We start from the raw sequence: 18940 nt of genomic DNA, 5'->3' as shown, positions 1-18940 counted from the left end.
CGTTTATCGGCTGTATGCCAGATTCGTCTGCTGATAACTTTCCTTACAATTCCTCGACTACAGTTTGCCCATGCCTGCCCAACTCAAGCGTCGCCTGTTTATTTTCCTGCTTCTGGTCCTGTTGATCGCCGGGGGCTTTTTCGCCCATTGGTTTTTCAAGGGGCGCTTTTATGAAAGCACCGACAACGCCTATGTCCAGGGCGAAATCACCCGTGTCTCGAGCCAGTTGAGCGCGCGCATCGATGAAGTGCTGGTGCAGGACAACCAACATGTGGAAAAAGGCCAGTTGCTGGTGCGCCTTGAACCCAATGATTTCCGCCTGGCCGTGGATCGTGCCAATGCCGCCCTCGCCACCCGCGAAGCCGAACGCCTGCAAGCACAGAGCAAACTGACCCAGCAATCGAGCCTGATCGCCGCCAGCGATGCGCAAGTGGCGACCACGCAAGCGACGCTTGGCCGCTCGCAAATGGATTTGTCGCGGGCGGAAACCCTGCGCAAGCCCGGTTACGTTTCCGAAGAACGCGTGACCACCCTCTCCGCCGACGCCCACATTGCCCGCTCGCAAGTGGCCAAGGCCCAGGCCGACGCGCAGGGTCAGCGTCAACAGGTCAACGCCCTGAGCGCCGAGATCAAACGCCTCGACGCGCAGATCGCCAACGCCCGCGCCGACCTTGCGCAAGCCGAACTCAACTTGACCCGCAGCGAAATCCACGCGCCGATCAGCGGCCTCGTCGGCCAGCGTGCCGCACGCAATGGTCAGGTGGTGCAGGCCGGCGCCTATCTGTTGTCGATCGTCCCGGACGAAGACATCTGGGTGCAGGCTAACTTCAAGGAAACCCAGATCGGCCACATGCAGCCCGGGCAGAAAGCCGAGCTGACCTTTGATGCCTATGGCGATACGCCGATCGAAGCGCGGGTCGACAGTCTGTTCGCCGCCTCCGGCGCGCAGTTCAGCCTGCTGCCGCCGGACAACGCCACCGGCAACTTCACCAAGGTCGTGCAGCGTATTCCGGTGAAGCTGACCTTCAAAGCCGATAACCCGCTGCGTGGCAAGATCCGTCCGGGCATGTCGGTCACCGCCACCGTGAATATCAAAGACGCCCCAGACGATGGCCGGTGATTCGCTGATCCGCCCGGTCGGCGAACCGACCCGGCGGGACTGGATTGCGGTGATGAGCGTGATGCTCGGCGCCTTTATGGCGGTGCTCGATATCCAGATCACCAACTCTTCGCTCAAGGATATTCAGGGCGCGCTGTCGGCGACGCTGGAAGAAGGCTCGTGGATTTCCACCTCCTATCTGGTCGCGGAAATCATCATGATCCCGCTGACCGCATGGCTGGTGCAGTTGCTCTCGGCGCGGCGCCTGGCGGTGTGGGTGTCGCTGGGTTTTCTGGTGTCATCCTTGCTGTGCTCAATGGCCTGGAGTCTGGAGAGCATGATCGTCTTCCGCGCCATGCAAGGCTTTACCGGTGGCGCGCTGATCCCGCTGGCGTTCACCCTGACCCTGATCAAACTCCCCGAACATCACCGCGCCAAAGGCATGGCGATGTTCGCCATGACCGCGACGTTCGCCCCGTCCATCGGCCCGACGCTGGGCGGCTGGCTCACGGAAAACTGGGGCTGGGAATACATCTTCTATATCAACATCCCGCCCGGCCTGATCATGATCGCCGGGTTGATGTATGGGCTGGAGAAGAAAGAAGCGCATTGGGAGCTACTGAAAAGCACCGATTACACCGGCATTCTCACGCTGGGTATCGGCCTCGGCTGCTTGCAGGTTTTTCTCGAAGAAGGCCACCGCAAGGACTGGCTCGAATCGAGCCTGATCGTGACCCTCGGCAGCATTGCCCTGGTGAGCTTGATTACCTTTGTGATCGTGCAGATTTCCAAGCCCAATCCGCTGATCAACCTTGGCATCCTGCGCAATCGCAACTTCGGCCTGTCGAGCATTTCCAGCCTGGGCATGGGCGTCGGGTTGTATGGCTCGATCTATCTGTTGCCGCTGTACCTGGCGCAGATTCAGAACTACAACGCCCTGCAGATTGGCGAAGTGATCATGTGGATGGGCGTGCCGCAGCTGTTTCTGATTCCGCTGGTGCCGAAACTGATGAAGTTCGTCTCGCCGAAATGGTTGTGCACGATCGGGTTTGGCCTGTTCGGGCTGGCGAGTTTTTCTTCGGGGGTGCTCAACCCGGATTTCGCCGGGCCGCAATTCAATCAGATCCAGATCATTCGGGCGCTGGGGCAGCCGCTGATCATGGTGACGATTTCGCTGATCGCCACGGCGTACATCCTGCCGCAGGACGCCGGCTCGGCGTCGAGCCTGTTCAACATCCTGCGTAACCTCGGCGGTGCAATCGGCATTGCCCTGCTCGCGACATTGCTGGATGCGCGGACCAAGACTTACTTCGATTATTTGCGTGAGGCGGTGGTGCCGACCAACCCGCAAGTGGCGGAGCGCCTGGCGTCGATGAGCGATCGGTTTGGCAGTGATACGGCGGCGCTGGGCAAGTTGAGTGAGATCGTCCATCAGCAGGCGGCGATCATGGCTTACAACGATGCGTTTCACTTTGTCGGGATTGCGCTGGGGATCAGTATGTTGGCGATCTTGCTGACCAAGAAATTGCCGCAGGGATTGAAGGCTGGGGAAGCCCACTGATATTTGCAGTGTTTGCACCGGCCCCTTCGCTGGCAAGCCAGCTCCCACAGGGATTGATGGTGAACACAAATTTTGTGAACACCAAAGAAACCTGTGGGAGCTGGCTTGCCAGCGATAGGGCCAGATCAGGCAATGAACATCAAACAGCCAGAAGCCGCTCACGCAACTTGGCAATTTCATCACGCATCTGCGCTGCCGCTTCAAACTCCAGATCCCGCGCCAGCTGATACATCTTCTCTTCCAGCGCACGAATACGCTTGGTGATCTCGCTCGGCGAGCGCAGTTCGGCTTCGTACTTGGCGTTTTCCTCGGCAGCCTTGGCCATGCCTTTGCGCTTCTTGCTGCGCGAACCGGGCACGGTGGCGCCTTCCATGATGTCGGCGACGTCCTTGATCACGCCTCTTGGGGTGATACCGTTTTCCAGGTTGAAGGCGATCTGTTTGTCGCGACGACGCTCGGTCTCGCCAATCGCCCGCTCCATCGAACCGGTCATGCGATCGGCATACAGAATCGCCCGGCCATTGAGGTTCCGCGCCGCCCGGCCGATGGTCTGGATCAGCGAACGCTCGGAACGCAGGAAGCCTTCCTTGTCCGCATCAAGAATCGCCACCAGCGACACTTCCGGCATATCCAGACCTTCGCGCAACAGGTTGATCCCCACCAGCACATCAAAGGTGCCGAGGCGCAGGTCGCGAATGATCTCGACCCGCTCAACGGTGTCGATGTCCGAGTGCAGATAACGTACACGCACGCCGTGGTCGGCGAGGTAGTCCGTAAGGTCTTCGGCCATGCGCTTGGTCAGCGTAGTGACCAGCACGCGCTCCTCGACCGCTACCCGCTTGGTGATTTCCGAGAGTAGATCGTCGACCTGAGTCAGCGCTGGACGCACTTCGACTTGCGGGTCGACCAGACCGGTCGGACGCACCACTTGCTCGACCACGCGCCCGGCATGTTCAGCTTCGTAATTGCCCGGCGTCGCCGAGACGAAAATGGTCTGCGGGCTGACCCCTTCCCACTCGTCAAAACGCATCGGCCGGTTGTCCAGCGCCGACGGCAGACGGAAGCCGTATTCGACCAGGGTTTCCTTACGCGAACGGTCGCCTTTATACATCGCGCCGACTTGCGGCACGCTGACGTGGGATTCGTCGATCACCAGCAAGGCATCGGCCGGCAGGTAATCGTAAAGGGTGGGCGGCGCCGCACCGGCCGGGCGCCCGGACAGGTAGCGCGAGTAGTTTTCGATGCCGTTGCAGTAACCCAGCTCAAGGATCATCTCCAGGTCGAAACGGGTGCGCTGCTCCAGACGTTGGGCTTCGACCAGTTTATTGTTGCTGCGCAGGTATTCGAGGCGCTCCTGCAATTCGACTTTGATGTGTTCGATGGCGTCGAGCAGGGTTTCCCGTGGCGTCACATAGTGGCTTTTCGGGTAGAAGGTGAAGCGCGGCATCTTGCGGATGACTTCGCCGGTCAGCGGGTCGAACGCGGAAATGCTCTCGACTTCGTCATCGAACAGCTCGATGCGAATCGCTTCCAGGTCCGATTCTGCCGGGTAGATATCGATCACATCGCCACGTACGCGGAATGTCGCACGGGCAAAATCCATATCGTTGCGGGTGTATTGCAGGTCGGCCAGACGGCGCAGCAATGCGCGCTGATCGAGTTTGTCGCCGCGATCGACGTGCAGCACCATCTTCAAATAAGTTTCCGGGCTACCCAGACCGTAGATGCACGACACCGTGGTGACGATGATCGCGTCCTTGCGCTCGAGCAGTGCTTTGGTCGCCGAAAGCCGCATCTGTTCGATGTGGTCATTGATCGACGCGTCCTTCTCGATGAAGGTGTCGGACGACGGCACGTAGGCTTCGGGCTGATAGTAGTCGTAGTAGGAAACGAAATATTCGACGGCGTTGTTCGGGAAGAACGCCTTGAACTCGCCATACAGTTGCGCGGCAAGGGTCTTGTTCGGCGCCAGCACCAGCGTCGGGCGCTGGATCTGCGAGATGACATTGGCGATGCTGAAGGTCTTGCCCGAGCCGGTCACACCGAGCAGCGTCTGGTGCGCCAGCCCGGCTTCGATGCCCTCCACCAATTGGCGGATGGCTTCTGGCTGATCGCCGGCGGGCTCGAAGCGAGTGACTAGCTGGAATTCGGACATACACACCTCTGGGATCGCGGCGCTCCGAGCAAAGCGGAGTACCACGGGGACGACCGCAAACGACCGATGTCGCGCAAGAAAAAACCTGGATTGTGCTCAATGTGGTGGCGATTGCCTCACCTTTCAAGGCAAACGTCCTACATCCGGTAAAGACTCTGACACGGTCAATCGACTAACGGTCAAGAAATAATCGGAAAAACTTACCCGAAAAGCCGATTCGCCTGTCGCCATTGCTCAGTGATGGCCTCTATACTAGCTCCCCGTTTGTGCACCGCTCTAGTGCATTCGGCTGGAGCGCGACACGTCCCTCCACACTCCATTCAGAGCCGCCGTAATAATGAGCCTGTTCTCCGCTGTCGAAATGGCACCCCGCGATCCAATCCTGGGCCTCAACGAAGCATTCAACGCCGATACCCGGACCACCAAGGTCAACCTGGGCGTGGGTGTTTACTGCAACGAAGAGGGGCGAATTCCACTTCTGCGCGCCGTGATCGAAGCTGAAACCGTTCGCGCTGCTCAGCACGCCTCCCGTGGCTACCTGCCGATCGACGGCATCGCCGCCTACGATCAGGCGGTGCAAAAGCTGCTGTTCGGGAACGACTCGCCGCTGATCGCTGCCGGTCGCGTCATCACCACTCAGGCCGTCGGCGGTACCGGCGCACTGAAAATCGGTGCCGACTTCCTCAAGCAACTGCTGCCGAACGCTGTCGTGGCAATCAGCGACCCGAGCTGGGAAAACCACCGCGCGCTGTTCGAAACCGCCGGTTTCCCAGTGCAGAACTACCGCTACTACGACGCCGCCACCCACGACGTGAACCGTGCCGGCCTGCTCGAAGACCTCAACGCCCTGCCGAACGGCTCGATCGTTGTTCTGCACGCTTGCTGCCATAACCCGACCGGTGTCGACCTGAGCCCGGCTGACTGGAACAACGTGCTGGAAGTGGTCAAGGCCAAAGGTCACGTGCCGTTCCTTGACATGGCGTACCAGGGTTTTGGAGATGGCATCGACGAAGACGCCGCCGCTGTGCGCCTGTTCGCTGAATCGGGCCTGACCTTCTTCGTCTCGAGCTCGTTCTCCAAGTCGTTCTCGCTGTACGGCGAGCGCGTCGGTGCGCTGTCGATCATCAGCGAATCGAAAGAAGAAAGCGCGCGCGTACTGTCGCAAGTCAAACGCGTGATCCGCACCAACTACTCCAACCCGCCGACCCACGGCGCAAGCATCGTCGCTGCCGTGTTGAACAGCCCGGAACTGCGTGCGCAGTGGGAAGCCGAGCTGGCGGAAATGCGCCTGCGCATTCGCGGCATGCGTGAGCAAATGGTCAACCTGCTGGCAGAGAAAGCGCCACAGCGTGACTTCAGCTTCGTCGGTCGTCAGCGCGGCATGTTCTCCTACTCCGGCCTGACCACTGAACAGGTTCATCGCCTGCGTAACGAGTTCGGCATCTACGCCCTGGACACCGGCCGGATCTGCGTGGCTGCGCTGAACCAGAGCAACATCAAGGCTGTGACGGACGCGATCGTTCAGGTCATCTGATTTCGCCGCGCGATGAAAAACGGGAAGCCTTCGGGCTTCCCGTTTTTATTTGCCTGATTAACCGTGCCCATAACCTCTAGACTGCACATAAATCGAAACTGTAGGAGTGAGCTTGCTCGCGATAGCGTCTGATCAGTTGACGCTGCACTGCCTGACGCACCGCTATCGCGAGCAGGCTCACTCCTACAGGTTTTGTGTACACCCGGGATATCTGATGAGAGACAACATGAAAAACGACAACCTGCGCGCCGACCGTGACGATCTGGATGATTTCATCCCCCGCGCTTCGGCCAAACGTGAAAAAAGCCTGGTGCTGCAAGTTGCCGCCGGCGTCTTCCTCGGTGGCCTGGTCCTGTGGCTGGTGCAACTGGCGGCGACGGCGGCTTACGCCAAACTGATGCTCGGCACCATCACCTTCGGCAGTTAAGCCAGCTCGGTCGCGCGCTGACTGGCAGCATCGTCATAGGCGACGTAAAGCGATTCGGCGATCTGGCTTTTGATCGCCTTGGTGCTTTCAAGCCCGAGGACAAATCCTTCAGCCTTGCCGCCGGCGCGGTTCAGCTCTTCAGCCGTACTGGCCTGAGTGATTGCATCGAAGAGTTTTTCGGCGTGTGGGCCAACCCCTTTGGGCAGGCTGATCTGAGTGATGCTCATGCGAGCACCTCGCTGTTGCAGGAATTGCGGACTGGGTGATTCATGGCGCGTACCTTTTCGGCGAATGGCCGGCAGCGCGTGTGACCACTTCCGGGCAGCCATGGTAGACCTCTGATACGGTTCTGGTAACCGCCAATCGAGGATAAACCACCGTCCGTCCCGCGAAATCACTTATTTTCCTGATCGACGCTTGACTTCTCTTTTTGAATCAGTAACATACGCACCAATTCCGCAATAGCTCAGTTGGTAGAGCAAATGACTGTTAATCATTGGGTCCCTGGTTCGAGTCCAGGTTGTGGAGCCAAATAGCAAAGCCCCTGAATCGAAAGATTCAGGGGCTTTTTTGTGGGCGCTTGAAAAGATCAAAAGAAAAGGGCCGATCTGCGCTTAACAGATCGGCCCTTTTCTATTCAGACGCAGCGGTCAGACATGTTCGCTGCTTTTCACCTGCGCTTTCGGCGCGCCATGTCCGTGGTCGTGATCATCCGGCTCGATCACCGGCACTTCCTTGCCATCGCAGTCATGCAGTTTGCCGTCGCTGAAGTAATCGCCTTCACGCAGCGCTGCCAGATCGCGATAACGCAGGGTCCGCTCTTCCGCTGCCGCAAACACCGACTGCTGGTCCGAGTTGCCAGCGGTGAAGTGGTTGAACGCCAGGTTGAGCAGGATCGCCATGATCGCCGACGAACTGATGCCCGAGTGGAAAATGGTCGCGAACCAGCTCGGGAAGTGATCGTAGAAGTTCGGTGCAGCAATCGGGATCATGCCGAAACCGATTGAAGTGGCGACGATGATCAGGTTGACGTTGTTGCGGTAGTCCACCTTCGACAGCGTACGGATACCGCTCGCGGCCACGGTACCGAACAACACGATACCGGCGCCGCCGAGTACCGAGGTCGGCACTGCCGCAATCACCCGCCCCATGAACGGCAGCAGGCCGAGAATCACCAGGAAGATACCGCCGGTGGCCACTACGTAACGACTCTTGATGCCGGTCACCGCTACCAGCCCGACGTTCTGGGCGAAGGCGCTTTGCGTGAACGAACCGAAGATCGGCGCAAACATGCTCGACAGCATATCGGCCCGCAGACCGTTGCCCAGACGCTTGGAGTCAACCTTGGTGCCGATGATTTCACCAACCGCCAGAATGTCCGCCGAGGTTTCCACCAGGGTCACCATGACCACGATGCACATCGACAGAATCGCGGCGAAGTGGAAAGTCGGCATGCCGAAATGGAACGGCGTCGGGAAGCCGAACATCGGCCCGGTGGTGACACTGGAGAAGTCCGCCATGCCGAGGAACACCGCCAGCACCGTGCCGATCACCATGGCCAACAGGATCGACAGACGCGAGATGGTCGAGCTGCCGACCTTGCTCAGCAGCAGCACCAGCACCAGCGTCACCGCCGCCAGACCGATGTTTTGCATGCTGCCGAAGTCCGGCGCGTGGCTGTTGCCGCCCATGGCCCAGCGTGCGGCCACCGGCATCAGCGTCAGGCCGATGGTGGTGATCACAATGCCGGTGACCAGAGGCGGGAAGAACTTGGTGATTCGCGAGAACACCGGAGTGATCAACAAGCCGATCAACGAGGCTGCAATCACCGCGCCCAGCACCGACTGGAAACCGCCCTCCCCGCCACTGCTGACAATCGCAACCATGGTCGCCACGCCGGAGAACGACACGCCCTGCACCAGCGGCAACTGACAGCCAAAAAACGGCAGACCCAGGGTTTGCAGCAGTGTCGCCAGCCCCCCCGCAAACAATGAAGCAGCAATCAACAAACCAATGTCCGCCGGCGACAGGCCGGCCGCCTGGCCGATGATCAGTGGCACCGCAACGATACCGCCGTACATGGTCAGAACATGTTGCAGGCCGTAAGCCATATTCGCGCCGACCCCGAGATTTTCGTCCTCGGGCCGTTGGTGTGAAACATGGGGCGTTTTCATGGTGGGGGGTTCCCTGGTTTTTGTTATGCGCACACTGTATTCAATACTCGGGACAAATGTCCATAGAGTTGTATACAACTTGTCAGTCACATAATGGATAGGTAGCCACCCACGCTTCTATGCCAGCGCTTCCCTTCCCCACAAATCCGGCAACACATCCGTTCCTGCCCACCTTCCATCTGCCACTCGGCTGAAGTCTCCATGGCGACCGACGGTACAGGCACGCTCTTCTCTATGCATATAAAGTATGCATAAGTGATGTGCGCAATATTCAAAGGGAATGTGCCTTATGAAAGACGAATTCGACTTCTCACAGAGCAAACGTGGCGCAGTGGCTACCAAGGGTAAAACCCGCATCACCATCATGCTCGACGATGCCGTTATCGATGCCGCACGCATCGCGGCGCAAAACGAGGGTTTTGGTTATCAGACGGTGATCAATAACACCCTGCGCCATGCCTTGCTGGATGGCGCAAGTAAATCGGAACAGGCCGATTCATCTCAGCCTGGGCAGCTCAAGCAAGGCATCACTGCCGGCGACCTCAAGAGTCTTGAGAAAAAGCTGTCAGCGGCCGCCGGGGAAATTCGTCGAGTACTGGAAGCGGATACAAAGCCCTAGGCCTCAGGCCGGCACGATCATCCGCGCCAAAGCGCCGCGTACATGCGGCTGCTCGGGCAAGCGAAGATCAAATTCCTGCTCCAGCAATGCAATCAGTTCATCGACGTCCGTTACTTCACGCCGCTCACTGCTTGCCCCCATGCGATGGAGGGCAAAGCTGCCGTTGTTCAATGTCTTGCGCCAGCCATCGCCGGTACGCGCAACCATCAGCCGCTGAGCGAATGGCGAATCTGGGTGCGTCGAGACGTACCAGTTGCCGATGGTGTAATCGATGTCTTCCTGGCGTTGCAGATCGAACAGGTACATCGAGCGCCACTCACCTGCAACGTTGGCGCGCAGCATGTAGCCATCGGGTTGTTTTTCGATGCGATAGGGTTCGTGCGGGGTGGCCTGCTCGTCTTCGGCGTCGAGGACCAGCGGCGCGGTCGGCACCATGCCGCCGAAGCCGACGTCGGTGATGTAGCGCACACCGTCGAGGGTGACCAGGCTCAAGCGGTGAGTCCGTGCCGTCCAGGTGCCTTCGGGTTGATTCATGACCACGCGGCCGCTGATCGCCCGAGCGTCGAAGCCCAATTCCCGCAGCAAGGTAAAAAACAGCTTGTTCAGCTCGTAGCAGTAACCGCCACGGCCATCGTGCAGGACTTTCTGCTCGATCGAGGCAAGATCGATCGGCACTGGCGCGCCGCTGATGGTCGACAGATTTTCAAAGGGGAAGGCACCGGTATGGCGCAATTGCAACTGGCGTAAGGTTTCCAGGGTCGGCGCTGGCGGTGCGTCGAACCCCAGGCGTTGCAGGTACAGCTTCGAATTCGTCAGGCGTGGCTCACTCATTGCTCGGTCCTTAGGCATGGGGCCGCAGATCACTGCGTTGGTGGTCGCCATGTATACGGGATCAGGCGCTGTTCTCGACAATTGATTTCACCAATCGCCTCTAGCGTTTTTTCCTTGAACCGATACGAATCCACGTCGGCGCATGATCGCTCGCGTGCGCTTCGTTGCGCACCCAGGCGTCTACGCCGGCCTCGTGCAAGTACGGACTGAGTGCTGGATTAAGCAGCAGATGGTCAATGCGCAAACCGGAATTGCTTTGCCAGTGTTGGCGGAAGTAATCCCAGAAGGTGTAGAGGCGATCTTCGGGATATAGATGCCGCAGCGAATCGGTCCAGCCCTGGTCCAGCAATCGTTGATAACACTCGCGGCTTTCGGGTTGCAGCAACGCATCTTTGAGCCATGAACGGGTGTTGTAGATGTCCATGTCGGTGGGCACGACATTGTAGTCACCGGCCAGCACCACGGGGTGATCGCTGCTTTGCAGGTCTTTTGCGTAGCTGATCAACCGCTCGAACCACGCCAGTTTGTAATCGAATTTCGGTCCCGGTTGCGGGTTGCCGTTGGGCAGGTACAGGCAACCGACCAATACGCCATGCACCGCCGCTTCCAGGTAACGGCTGTGCTTGTCATCGGGATCGCCCGGTAAGCCGCGTCGGCTCTCTAGCGGTTGCGCGTCACGGGCGAGAATGGCCACGCCATTCCATGAGGCCTGCCCGTGCCAGATCGCGCCGTAACCGGCGGCTTCCAGTTCGGCCGCGGGAAAGGCGCTGTCGAGCGATTTAAGCTCTTGCAGACAGACGATGTCCGGTTGCTCGCGCTTGAGCCATTCCAGCAGATTCGGCAGCCGTGCGCGCAGGCCATTGACGTTGAACGTGGCGATTCGCAGGTTTTTCATCGACTGAGGCTCCTGCCCCTGGCATGTGAAAATTGTGACCTTGCGAGCACTGTGCGGGTTGCATCGGATATCGCCGCTACGGCGTAATAAGCGCTCGTCTGCCCGAACTGTCGAGAGCCGTACTCCATGCACACCACACTGCAAGGCCAGCGCATTGTCCTGCGCCCGCTTCAATACTCGGACGCCGATGCGCTGGTCCGCGCTGCCGCTGACGGCGAGCTGTGGGATCTCACCGTGACCGTTGTGCCTTCAGCGAGCACCGTCGACAGCTACCTGCAAAAAGCCCTCGACGGGCGGGATGCCGGTACGGTGCTGCCGTTTGCCATCACCTTGAAGGACAGCGGCGAAGTGATCGGCTCAACGCGCTTCTGGAAGATCGACCCGCTCAATCGCAAACTGGAAATCGGCAGCAGCTGGATCTCGGCGAGCTGGCAGAAGTCCTTCGTCAACACCGAAGCCAAATACCTGATGCTGCGCCACGCCTTCGAAGAGCTCGACTGTGTGCGTGTGCAATTCACCACCGACGAGAACAACCAGAAATCACGCCAAGCGATCCTGCGCCTCGGCGCGCAGCAGGAAGGCATCGTCCGCCACGAACGGATCATGCCGGACGGGCGCAAGCGCAACTCGGTCCGGTTCAGCATCATCGACGACGAATGGCCGCAAGTGCGCCTGCACCTGGAGCAGAAACTCGCCGGCTACGCGTAAGGCTCAGGCGCGATTGCGCAGCCATTGCAGGAAGCCTTTTTTCGGCACCACCACCGGCGCTTCCTCGGTCAGCGATTGCGCCTTGTGCAGACGATAATCGAGCAGGGTTTTCATGGCGTCGCTGATGTCGTGACGGGCGTCGAGGCACGGCTTGAGGTAAGTCTTCTCGATGCGGTACAGGGCGCAGAAGGTCTTCGCGGCAAACTTCGCCGGCACCGAGGAATCGGAAAGAATCCCCGCCTCACCGATGACCTCGCCGGGGCCCATGCGTCCGGACTCGAACGGCGCTCCATGGCGGGTCAACGTCACCGTGACCACCCCCGATTCGATAATGAACAAATGATCGCTGACCTCCCCCGCCTCAAGGATTGTCTCGCCAGCCCGGAAGCTTTGCAGGGTCATGTTCTGGCTGAAGGTTTCTTTTTCTTCCTGACGCAATGTGGAAAAAATCGGCGAGCTGTCGAGCAACGCCCGAGGCCGCGACAGATTGGTCGGTGCACTGCTTTCATCAGTCGACAGCAGATTGACCCCGGATGCCTGCAAGTGCCGATACGCCAGATCGAACAGCTGATTGCGCACCACCCGTTTCTCGCCCATCGAGGCGACGAAACCACTGATTTCGTATTCCGCGCCACTGCTGCCGGAGCTTTTCAGTGCGACGCTCGGCGCAGGTGTGTCGAGCAATTGGCGACAGCCCTGCATCGCCCGCTCCAGTGCGTCGATCACCGAGCTGGGGCGCGCGTGTGGGCTGACCTGAACGCTAACCGCGACGCCGAACATGTTGCTCGGCCGGCTGAAGTTGATGATCTTGGCCTTGGCCGCCAGCGAGTTGGGAATCACCGCCATGCTGCCCTGACTGGTTTGCAGGCGTGTGGCGCGCCAATCGATATCGGTGACCCGGCCTTCGGTGCCGTCGATGGAAATCCAGTCATCCAGTTGATAAGGCTTGGTGGTGTTGAGGACGATCCCGGAAAACACGTCACTCAAGGTGCTCTGCAAGGCCAGGCCGACGATGATCGCCAGTGCGCCGGACGTCGCCAGCACGCCTTTGACCGGCAGATCCAGCACATAGGCGAGTGCCGCGATAATCGCAATGAGGAAAATCACCGCGCCGAGCAAGTCCTGCAATAGCCGCCCGGTGTGCCCGACCCGCTGCATCATCACCGCGCCGATCAACACCGTCAGGGTGCGTGCGCCGAACAGCCACCAGCCGATCTGCAACCCGGTCGCCGCCAGGTGCAACGGCACGTTATCGGCCCATGGCGCAGGCTCCATCGGATTGAGGCCTTCGTTGAACAGCAGGATGCTGAACAAAGTGAAAATCAGCACCCGCACCAGCAGTTTCCATTCACTGCCATGGGAGCTGATCAGGCGCCACAGACCGAGATCGAGGAGGATCAGGATCAATGCGCAAAACAACGGGTGTTCAGTCAGCAGAGACAGCATCAAACAACTCCGACGAGGGCCAATCGCGAGAAGATCGCACAGATTGGGACAGTGTAGGAGCAATTGATTTCAGAGGATGAACACCCGCGCGAAAACCCCACAAAACGAAGTGTGGGAGCGAGCCTGCTCGCGAAAGCGGTGGATCAGTCAAAGGTGCATTGACTGACATGACGCCTTCACGAGCAGGCTCGCTCCCACAGGGTGAGTGTAATGGCGGGATCAGCCGTGCATCCGGCCAAAGCGCCCGGACTGGAAGTCGGTGAAGGCCTGATGGATTTCCTGCTCGGTGTTCATCACGAACGGCCCGTGACCGACAATCGGCTCGTCGATCGGCTCGCCACTGAGCAACAGCACCACCGCATCCTGACTCGCCTGGAGTGTGAGTTGCCGGCCATCGCGTTCGAACAACGCCAGTTGCCCTTGCTCCGCTGATTCCTGTCCATTGATCTGCACCGAACCCTTGAGCACCACCAGTGCAGTATTACGCCCCTCGTGCAGATCCAGCGTCAGCAACTTGCCGGCGTTCAGCCGCAGATCCCACACATCGATTGGCGTAAAGGTCCGCGATGGGCCTTTATGGCCATCGAACTCACCAGCGATCAAGCGCAGGCTGCCGGCGTTGTCCTTCAGTGCAATGCTCGGAATGTCACCATCGAGGATTGTCTGATAACCCGGCGCAGCCATTTTGTCCTTGGCCGGCAGATTGACCCATAGTTGAACCATTTCCAGCTTGCCGCCAGTCCGGGCGAAGTTATCCGAATGGAATTCCTCATGGAGGATTCCGGAAGCGGCGGTCATCCATTGCACATCGCCAGGGCCAATGGTGCCGCCACTGCCGGTGGAGTCGCGGTGCTGCACTTCACCGTCATAAACAATCGTCACGGTTTCAAAACCACGGTGTGGATGCTGCCCCACGCCGCGGCGCTCGCTGGTTGGCGTGAATTCGGCAGGCCCGGCGTGATCGAGCAGCAGAAACGGGCTGATGTGTTGGCCCAGGTTGTCGTAGGAAAACAGTGTGCGTACCGGAAACCCATCGCCGACCCAATGGCCGCGAGGGCTGGTGTAGATACCGATGATGTTTTTCATGGTGGGCTCCAAATCAGTGAGTGACGCAATGGATTGAGCTTAAATCCATGACCATTAATGCACTAGACGGCAAAAACCGGTCTCAGCGTTCTATCTGAAGAACAGTGCGTTCGCGGGCAGACTCAGAACCGAGGCGCCGCCATCGCGGGCAAGCCCGACTCCCACAGGGATCTCCAGTGAACTCGGACTTTGCGAACACCCGAGAACCCTGTGGGAACTGGCCTGCCAGCGATGAGGCCAGCCCGGACAGCACGGATCCCGGAAAAGATTCATGACCTGAGGTCAAAGGTGCTTTGCCCCCCCGACGGTTTTTCTCACGGAAACAGACGCGGATACTCCTGCCCATTCCCACTGCAACCCTGGAGTCCTTCATGTCTGTTCCCGCTTTCGGTCTTGGTACGTTTCGCTTGCAAGGCCAGGTGGTCATCGATTCGGTGAGCACCGCCCTTGAACTCGGCTACCGGGTCATCGACACCGCACAGATCTACGAAAACGAAGCCGATGTCGGCCAGGCCATCGCCGCCAGCGGTATCCCTCGCGAAGAACTGTTTATCACCAGCAAGATCTGGGTCGCCAATTTTGCCGGGGATCGCTTGATCGAGAGCCTCAAGGAGAGCCTGCAAAAACTGCAGACCGATTACCTCGACCTGACTCTGATCCACTGGCCATCGCCGGACAATCAGGTGCCTGTCGAAAAATTCATGAGCGCGCTGCTGGAGGCCAAGCGTCTGGGCCTGACCCGGCAGATCGGCATTTCCAATTTCACCATCGACCTGATGAAACAGGCGATTGCTGCCGTCGGTGCCGGCCACATCGCGACCAACCAGATCGAACTGCACCCGTACCTGCAGAACCGCAAAGTGGTCGAATTTGCCAAGAGCCAGGGCATCCACATCACCTCGTACATGACCCTCGCATACGGCGAAGTGCTCAAGGACCCACTGATCCTGCAGATCGCTGAACGCCTGCATGCCACCCCGGCACAAATCACGCTCGCCTGGGCCATGCAATCGGGTTACGCGGTGATTCCATCGTCGACCCGGCGCGCCAACCTGCAAAGCAACCTTGGCGCCACGGCACTGACGCTGAGCGAAGCCGACATGGCGCAAATCGCCACGCTGGATCGCGGCCATCGCCTGACCAGCCCGAAAGGCATTGCGCCCCTCTGGGATTGACAGCTTAGGCCTGAAGGCGTTGCGCGAGGCCATGCATGGCCGCGCGCAGCGTATCAATCGCCAGCCCCATGGCAACGGCTTCGGCCTCGCGGCAGGCCTGCTCCAGATCAGCGCAGGCCGATACCACCCGCGCCGCCCCGACCATCTGCGCGCCACCCTTGATATGGTGGGCCAGTTCGCGCAGCCCTTCGCGGTCATGCTCATGGAGCAGATCGTCCAGTCGCAGCAGGTCGCGGTGCAGACTACTCAGCACTTCCTCTCGCAAGCGCTCGATCAGCGAGCGATCGCTGCCGGCCATCTGTTCCAGCGTACTCAGATCAATTTCTGTCAGGGGATCTTCCACGGTCGGCTCGACCTCTATGTCGCCATGGCTGGCGCCATTCAACGCCTGCTGCAAATCGTGCAGGCGAATCGGTTTGAACAGGCATTCGTCCATGCCGGCATCGAGACAACGCACCTTCTCCTCGACCTGTGCGTTGGCGGTAAAGCCGAGAATCAGACAAGGCGCCTGCCCGCTCGCAGCCTCCTCTTCACGAATGGCCATAGCCAGTTCGTAGCCGTTGCGCCGGGGCATGTTGCAATCGGTGATCACCACATCGAACGGCTGTGCCCGCCAACGCTCCAGCCCGGCGTGGCCGTCCTCGGTATCAACCGTGCGATGGCCAAGCTCACTCAACTGCCAGCACAACAACAAACGGTTCACCGGATGATCGTCGACCACCAGAACGTTCAGTGAGCATGCAGCAGCGACCCGTGTTGCAACGTGCGCTGGCGCTTGCGCGAGTGCGGCCAGCAGCGGCAGTTCGAGGCTGACTTCAACTTGCGTGCCGTAACCCTGCTCGCTGTCCAGGCGCAACGCACCGCCCATCATTTCGCAGAGACTGCGGCTGATTACCAGGCCCAGCCCGGCGCCGCTGCGCAGCGGTTGCGCGGTATGACTCGCTTGCACGAACGGACTGAACAACCGCTGCCGATCCTGCGCGCTGATGCCGATCCCGCTGTCCTCGATAAGCACCTTCACCGCCACGTACTCGGTGGACGTAACCGTCAGCGCAAGCCGCAGACTCACCTCGCCCTGTTCAGTGAACTTGATGGCATTGCTCAGCAGGTTCGACAGCACTTGCTTGAAGCGTGTCGGGTCAATCAGCACATCGACGTCGCTGCGCCCATCGAGTTCGATATGCCACAGCAAGCGCTTTTGCCGCGCCAGCCCCTCGAACACCCGGCAGACCGACATCACCAGTTCACGCAGGTTGACCCGCTCAGGGGCCAGGGACAGATGCCCGGTTTCAATACGGGCGATATCCAGAATGTCGCCGATCAATGCCAGCAGTTGTTGTCCGGCGTTGGAGGCCACTTGAATTGCCAGGCGATCGGTCACGCCTTCATCGGCCCGTTTCAAGGCCAGTTCGAGCATGCCGATCAACGCATTCATCGGTGTACGGATTTCATGGCTCATGGTCGCCAGAAACGTGGTCTTGGCCCGGTTGGCGTCATCTGCCGCTTCCTTGGCTTGCTGCAATTGCTGCAACCACTGCTGACGCTGACGGATCTGCCAGCGCTGAAATCCGATCCAGCCCAGCGCCAGTACCAGCAAGCCCGCCGCACCAAAAAATCCGAGGAGGATCTCGCGGCGATGACGCAACCAATAGCTGTCATCGACCACCACATCATGGCTCCAGCGTTCAACCAATTCGTCCATCTGTTGCGGAGCGATACTCAGCAGGGCTTTATTCAGGATCGAGTGCAGCACTGCCGCCTGCGGCGCAGTGGCCAGTGCAATACGTGCCGGTTGATCGCCGACGGTGCTGGTGATGCGCAGACGTTCGCGGTAGTGACGGGCGATCAGATATCGCGCCACCAGCAATGAGCTTACGGTGGCATCGACCTGTCCTTTGGCAACCTGCGCCATGCCTTCGGCGGGGCTTGCGACTTCGACAAAACGTATGCGCGGTACGCGCCCCTGCAGGTATTCGCGCAACGGATGACCGCGATAAATGGCCAGACGTTTGCCCACCAGATCGTCAAGCGTGCGCGGGCTCTGCACCGTGACTGCACTGACCAGCACGAACGGGTTGTTCAGATAAGCGCGGGTGAATTGCAGTTCGCTTTCCCGTTCACTGCTGGGTGTCACCACGGGCAGCACATCCAGTTCACCGGCCTGCAACTGCGTGATCTGGCGATCCAGCGAGACGCCACGCACGATGTCGAAATTCAGTCCGCTGCGTTGACTGATCAGGCTCAGCAGTTGCGCCGACAGCCCGTTGAATCGGCCATCGGCATCGAAAAAAGTCAGCGGCGCGAAGTCTTCGATGCCGCCCACGCGCACCACCGGATGTTGCGCCAGCCAATGCTGTTCGGCGGCACTCAGTTGCACCCTTGCCTGTCCCGCCATTTCGGCAGGTCCGGCGCTCCAGCGCTGTTCTATGCGTTGTCGATGCTCCATCGGAATGCTCGCCAATGCCTTGTCGACGATACGCTTGAGGCGCACCTCGCTGCGCAACAACGCAAAGCCGAACGGGTTGGCATCAAGCCCCGCCGGCCCGGCCAGATGCAGGTCGTTGCGATAATTGGTGTTGATCAAATAGTTGGCACTGATGAAGTCGCCCAGATACACCTCATCGGCGCCGAATGCCACGGCGCCGAGAGCGTCCATCGCCGAGGGATAACGCTGCACACTCGCTTCGGGGTAGAACGCCTGCACGATCGCCAGTGGCAGATAATCTTCGACCATGGCGACGCGCTTGCCCGCGAGATCTTCGGGCATCGTTTCGTCGAGCCGGGTCACCAGCATCGGCTGATCTTCAGCGTAGGCGCGGGACAGAACGAACGCAGGATCGGCGGTCTCGAAACTGTTGGACGTGCCCAACAGTTCGAGGTCGCCGCGCTTGAGTGCTGCCATCGCCAAATCCCGGTTGGCATAGCGCCGCACTTCAATATCGGTTCCGAGCAGTTGCGCCAGCAGGTCGGCGTAATCGGCCGTGAGCCCTTCCAGCTCATGCTGATTACGAGTGATCTCGAACGGTGGGTAATCCGGCCCGGAAATGCCCATGTGCAGCACCGGATGCTGACGTAGCCATTGCCGATCCTGTTCGTCCAGGCGAACCTCGACCGGTTCCACGCTGGCGCGGGTCAGGACCTCCAGCACCTTTGGCATTTCATTGGCCCAGCACGAGACCACGAGGCTCAGCCACAACCCGCCAATCTGAACGACGCGGATCATGCCCGGC

General features: G+C 59.6%; 15 protein-coding genes and 1 tRNA gene. 8 read left to right on the top strand and 8 right to left on the bottom strand.

Annotated features, from left to right (window positions below; all coding sequences use genetic code 11):
- The first annotated feature begins 70 nt into the window (after positions 1 to 70).
- Entirely contained in the window at positions 71 to 1120 is a 1050-nt protein-coding gene (locus ACVVH8_RS09990) for an HlyD family secretion protein (protein ID WP_315445779.1), read from the top strand.
- Positions 1110 to 2660, top strand: a complete 1551-nt coding sequence (locus ACVVH8_RS09985; protein WP_103304848.1) for an MDR family MFS transporter — start codon at positions 1110 to 1112, stop codon at positions 2658 to 2660. Before ACVVH8_RS09990 ends, ACVVH8_RS09985 begins: the two co-directional genes overlap by 11 nt.
- Before the next feature lie 139 nt (positions 2661 to 2799).
- On the opposite strand, the gene uvrB is transcribed toward ACVVH8_RS09985, so the two are convergent.
- Complete coding sequence (uvrB, locus tag ACVVH8_RS09980; protein ID WP_095123435.1) at positions 2800 to 4815, bottom strand: excinuclease ABC subunit UvrB; 2016 nt, start codon at positions 4813 to 4815, stop codon at positions 2800 to 2802.
- A gap of 337 nt (positions 4816 to 5152) precedes the next feature.
- Between uvrB and ACVVH8_RS09975 the strand changes: the two genes are divergently transcribed.
- Entirely contained in the window at positions 5153 to 6349 is a 1197-nt protein-coding gene (locus tag ACVVH8_RS09975; RefSeq protein ID WP_103304847.1) for an amino acid aminotransferase, read from the top strand.
- A 226-nt stretch (positions 6350 to 6575) separates the two neighbouring features.
- Positions 6576 to 6776 carry a hypothetical protein gene (locus ACVVH8_RS09970; protein ID WP_053118898.1) on the top strand — a complete coding sequence of 67 codons (201 nt, stop codon included), beginning with the start codon at positions 6576 to 6578 and terminating at the stop codon, positions 6774 to 6776.
- Here ACVVH8_RS09970 and ACVVH8_RS09965 read toward each other — a convergent pair.
- Positions 6773 to 7003: a hypothetical protein gene (locus tag ACVVH8_RS09965; RefSeq protein ID WP_103304846.1), complete on the bottom strand. Its 231-nt coding sequence runs from the start codon at positions 7001 to 7003 to the stop codon at positions 6773 to 6775. The genes ACVVH8_RS09970 and ACVVH8_RS09965 overlap by 4 nt on opposite strands.
- A 228-nt stretch (positions 7004 to 7231) precedes the next feature.
- Between ACVVH8_RS09965 and ACVVH8_RS09960 the strand changes: the two genes are divergently transcribed.
- A tRNA-Asn gene (locus tag ACVVH8_RS09960) sits at positions 7232 to 7307 on the top strand.
- A gap of 119 nt (positions 7308 to 7426) precedes the next feature.
- Here ACVVH8_RS09960 and ACVVH8_RS09955 read toward each other — a convergent pair.
- Entirely contained in the window at positions 7427 to 8950 is a 1524-nt protein-coding gene (locus ACVVH8_RS09955) for a nucleobase:cation symporter-2 family protein (protein ID WP_103304845.1), read from the bottom strand.
- 289 nt (positions 8951 to 9239) lie between these two features.
- Here ACVVH8_RS09955 and ACVVH8_RS09950 point away from each other — a divergent pair, with 289 nt between their 5' ends.
- On the top strand, positions 9240 to 9569 hold the full coding sequence (locus ACVVH8_RS09950; protein ID WP_475229786.1) for a YaeH family protein: 330 nt from the start codon (positions 9240 to 9242) through the stop codon (positions 9567 to 9569).
- A 3-nt stretch (positions 9570 to 9572) separates the two neighbouring features.
- Here the strand turns inward: ACVVH8_RS09950 and ACVVH8_RS09945 are convergent, their stop codons facing one another.
- Complete coding sequence (locus ACVVH8_RS09945; protein WP_213028121.1) at positions 9573 to 10400, bottom strand: arylamine N-acetyltransferase family protein; 828 nt, start codon at positions 10398 to 10400, stop codon at positions 9573 to 9575.
- Positions 10401 to 10500: 100 nt separating this feature from the next.
- Positions 10501 to 11295 (bottom strand): exodeoxyribonuclease III, encoded by a 795-nt coding sequence (xth, locus tag ACVVH8_RS09940; RefSeq protein ID WP_401300026.1) that lies wholly within the window; start codon positions 11293 to 11295, stop codon positions 10501 to 10503.
- A gap of 126 nt (positions 11296 to 11421) precedes the next feature.
- Between xth and ACVVH8_RS09935 the strand changes: the two genes are divergently transcribed.
- Positions 11422 to 12003, top strand: a complete 582-nt coding sequence (locus tag ACVVH8_RS09935) for a GNAT family N-acetyltransferase (protein ID WP_475229783.1) — start codon at positions 11422 to 11424, stop codon at positions 12001 to 12003.
- A 3-nt stretch (positions 12004 to 12006) separates the two neighbouring features.
- Here ACVVH8_RS09935 and ACVVH8_RS09930 read toward each other — a convergent pair whose 3' ends face one another.
- Complete coding sequence (locus tag ACVVH8_RS09930) at positions 12007 to 13449, bottom strand: mechanosensitive ion channel domain-containing protein (RefSeq protein ID WP_475229780.1); 1443 nt, start codon at positions 13447 to 13449, stop codon at positions 12007 to 12009.
- Positions 13450 to 13668: 219 nt separating this feature from the next.
- Entirely contained in the window at positions 13669 to 14535 is an 867-nt protein-coding gene (locus ACVVH8_RS09925) for a pirin family protein (protein WP_475229777.1), read from the bottom strand.
- 371 nt (positions 14536 to 14906) lie between these two features.
- Here ACVVH8_RS09925 and dkgB point away from each other — a divergent pair, with 371 nt between their 5' ends.
- A complete protein-coding gene (dkgB, locus tag ACVVH8_RS09920; RefSeq protein ID WP_475229774.1) occupies positions 14907 to 15710 on the top strand; it encodes a 2,5-didehydrogluconate reductase DkgB in 804 nt (267 codons plus the stop codon).
- Between the two features lie 4 nt (positions 15711 to 15714).
- Here dkgB and ACVVH8_RS09915 read toward each other — a convergent pair whose 3' ends face one another.
- Positions 15715 to 18933 (bottom strand): transporter substrate-binding domain-containing protein, encoded by a 3219-nt coding sequence (locus tag ACVVH8_RS09915; RefSeq protein ID WP_475229771.1) that lies wholly within the window; start codon positions 18931 to 18933, stop codon positions 15715 to 15717.
- Positions 18934 to 18940: the final 7 nt, after the last annotated feature.

The sequence above is a fragment of the Pseudomonas trutticola BRTCR10 genome (genome assembly GCF_056155105.1).
The sequence above is the reverse complement of the archived record's forward strand: the minus strand, read 5'-3'. Positions and strand labels throughout refer to the sequence as shown.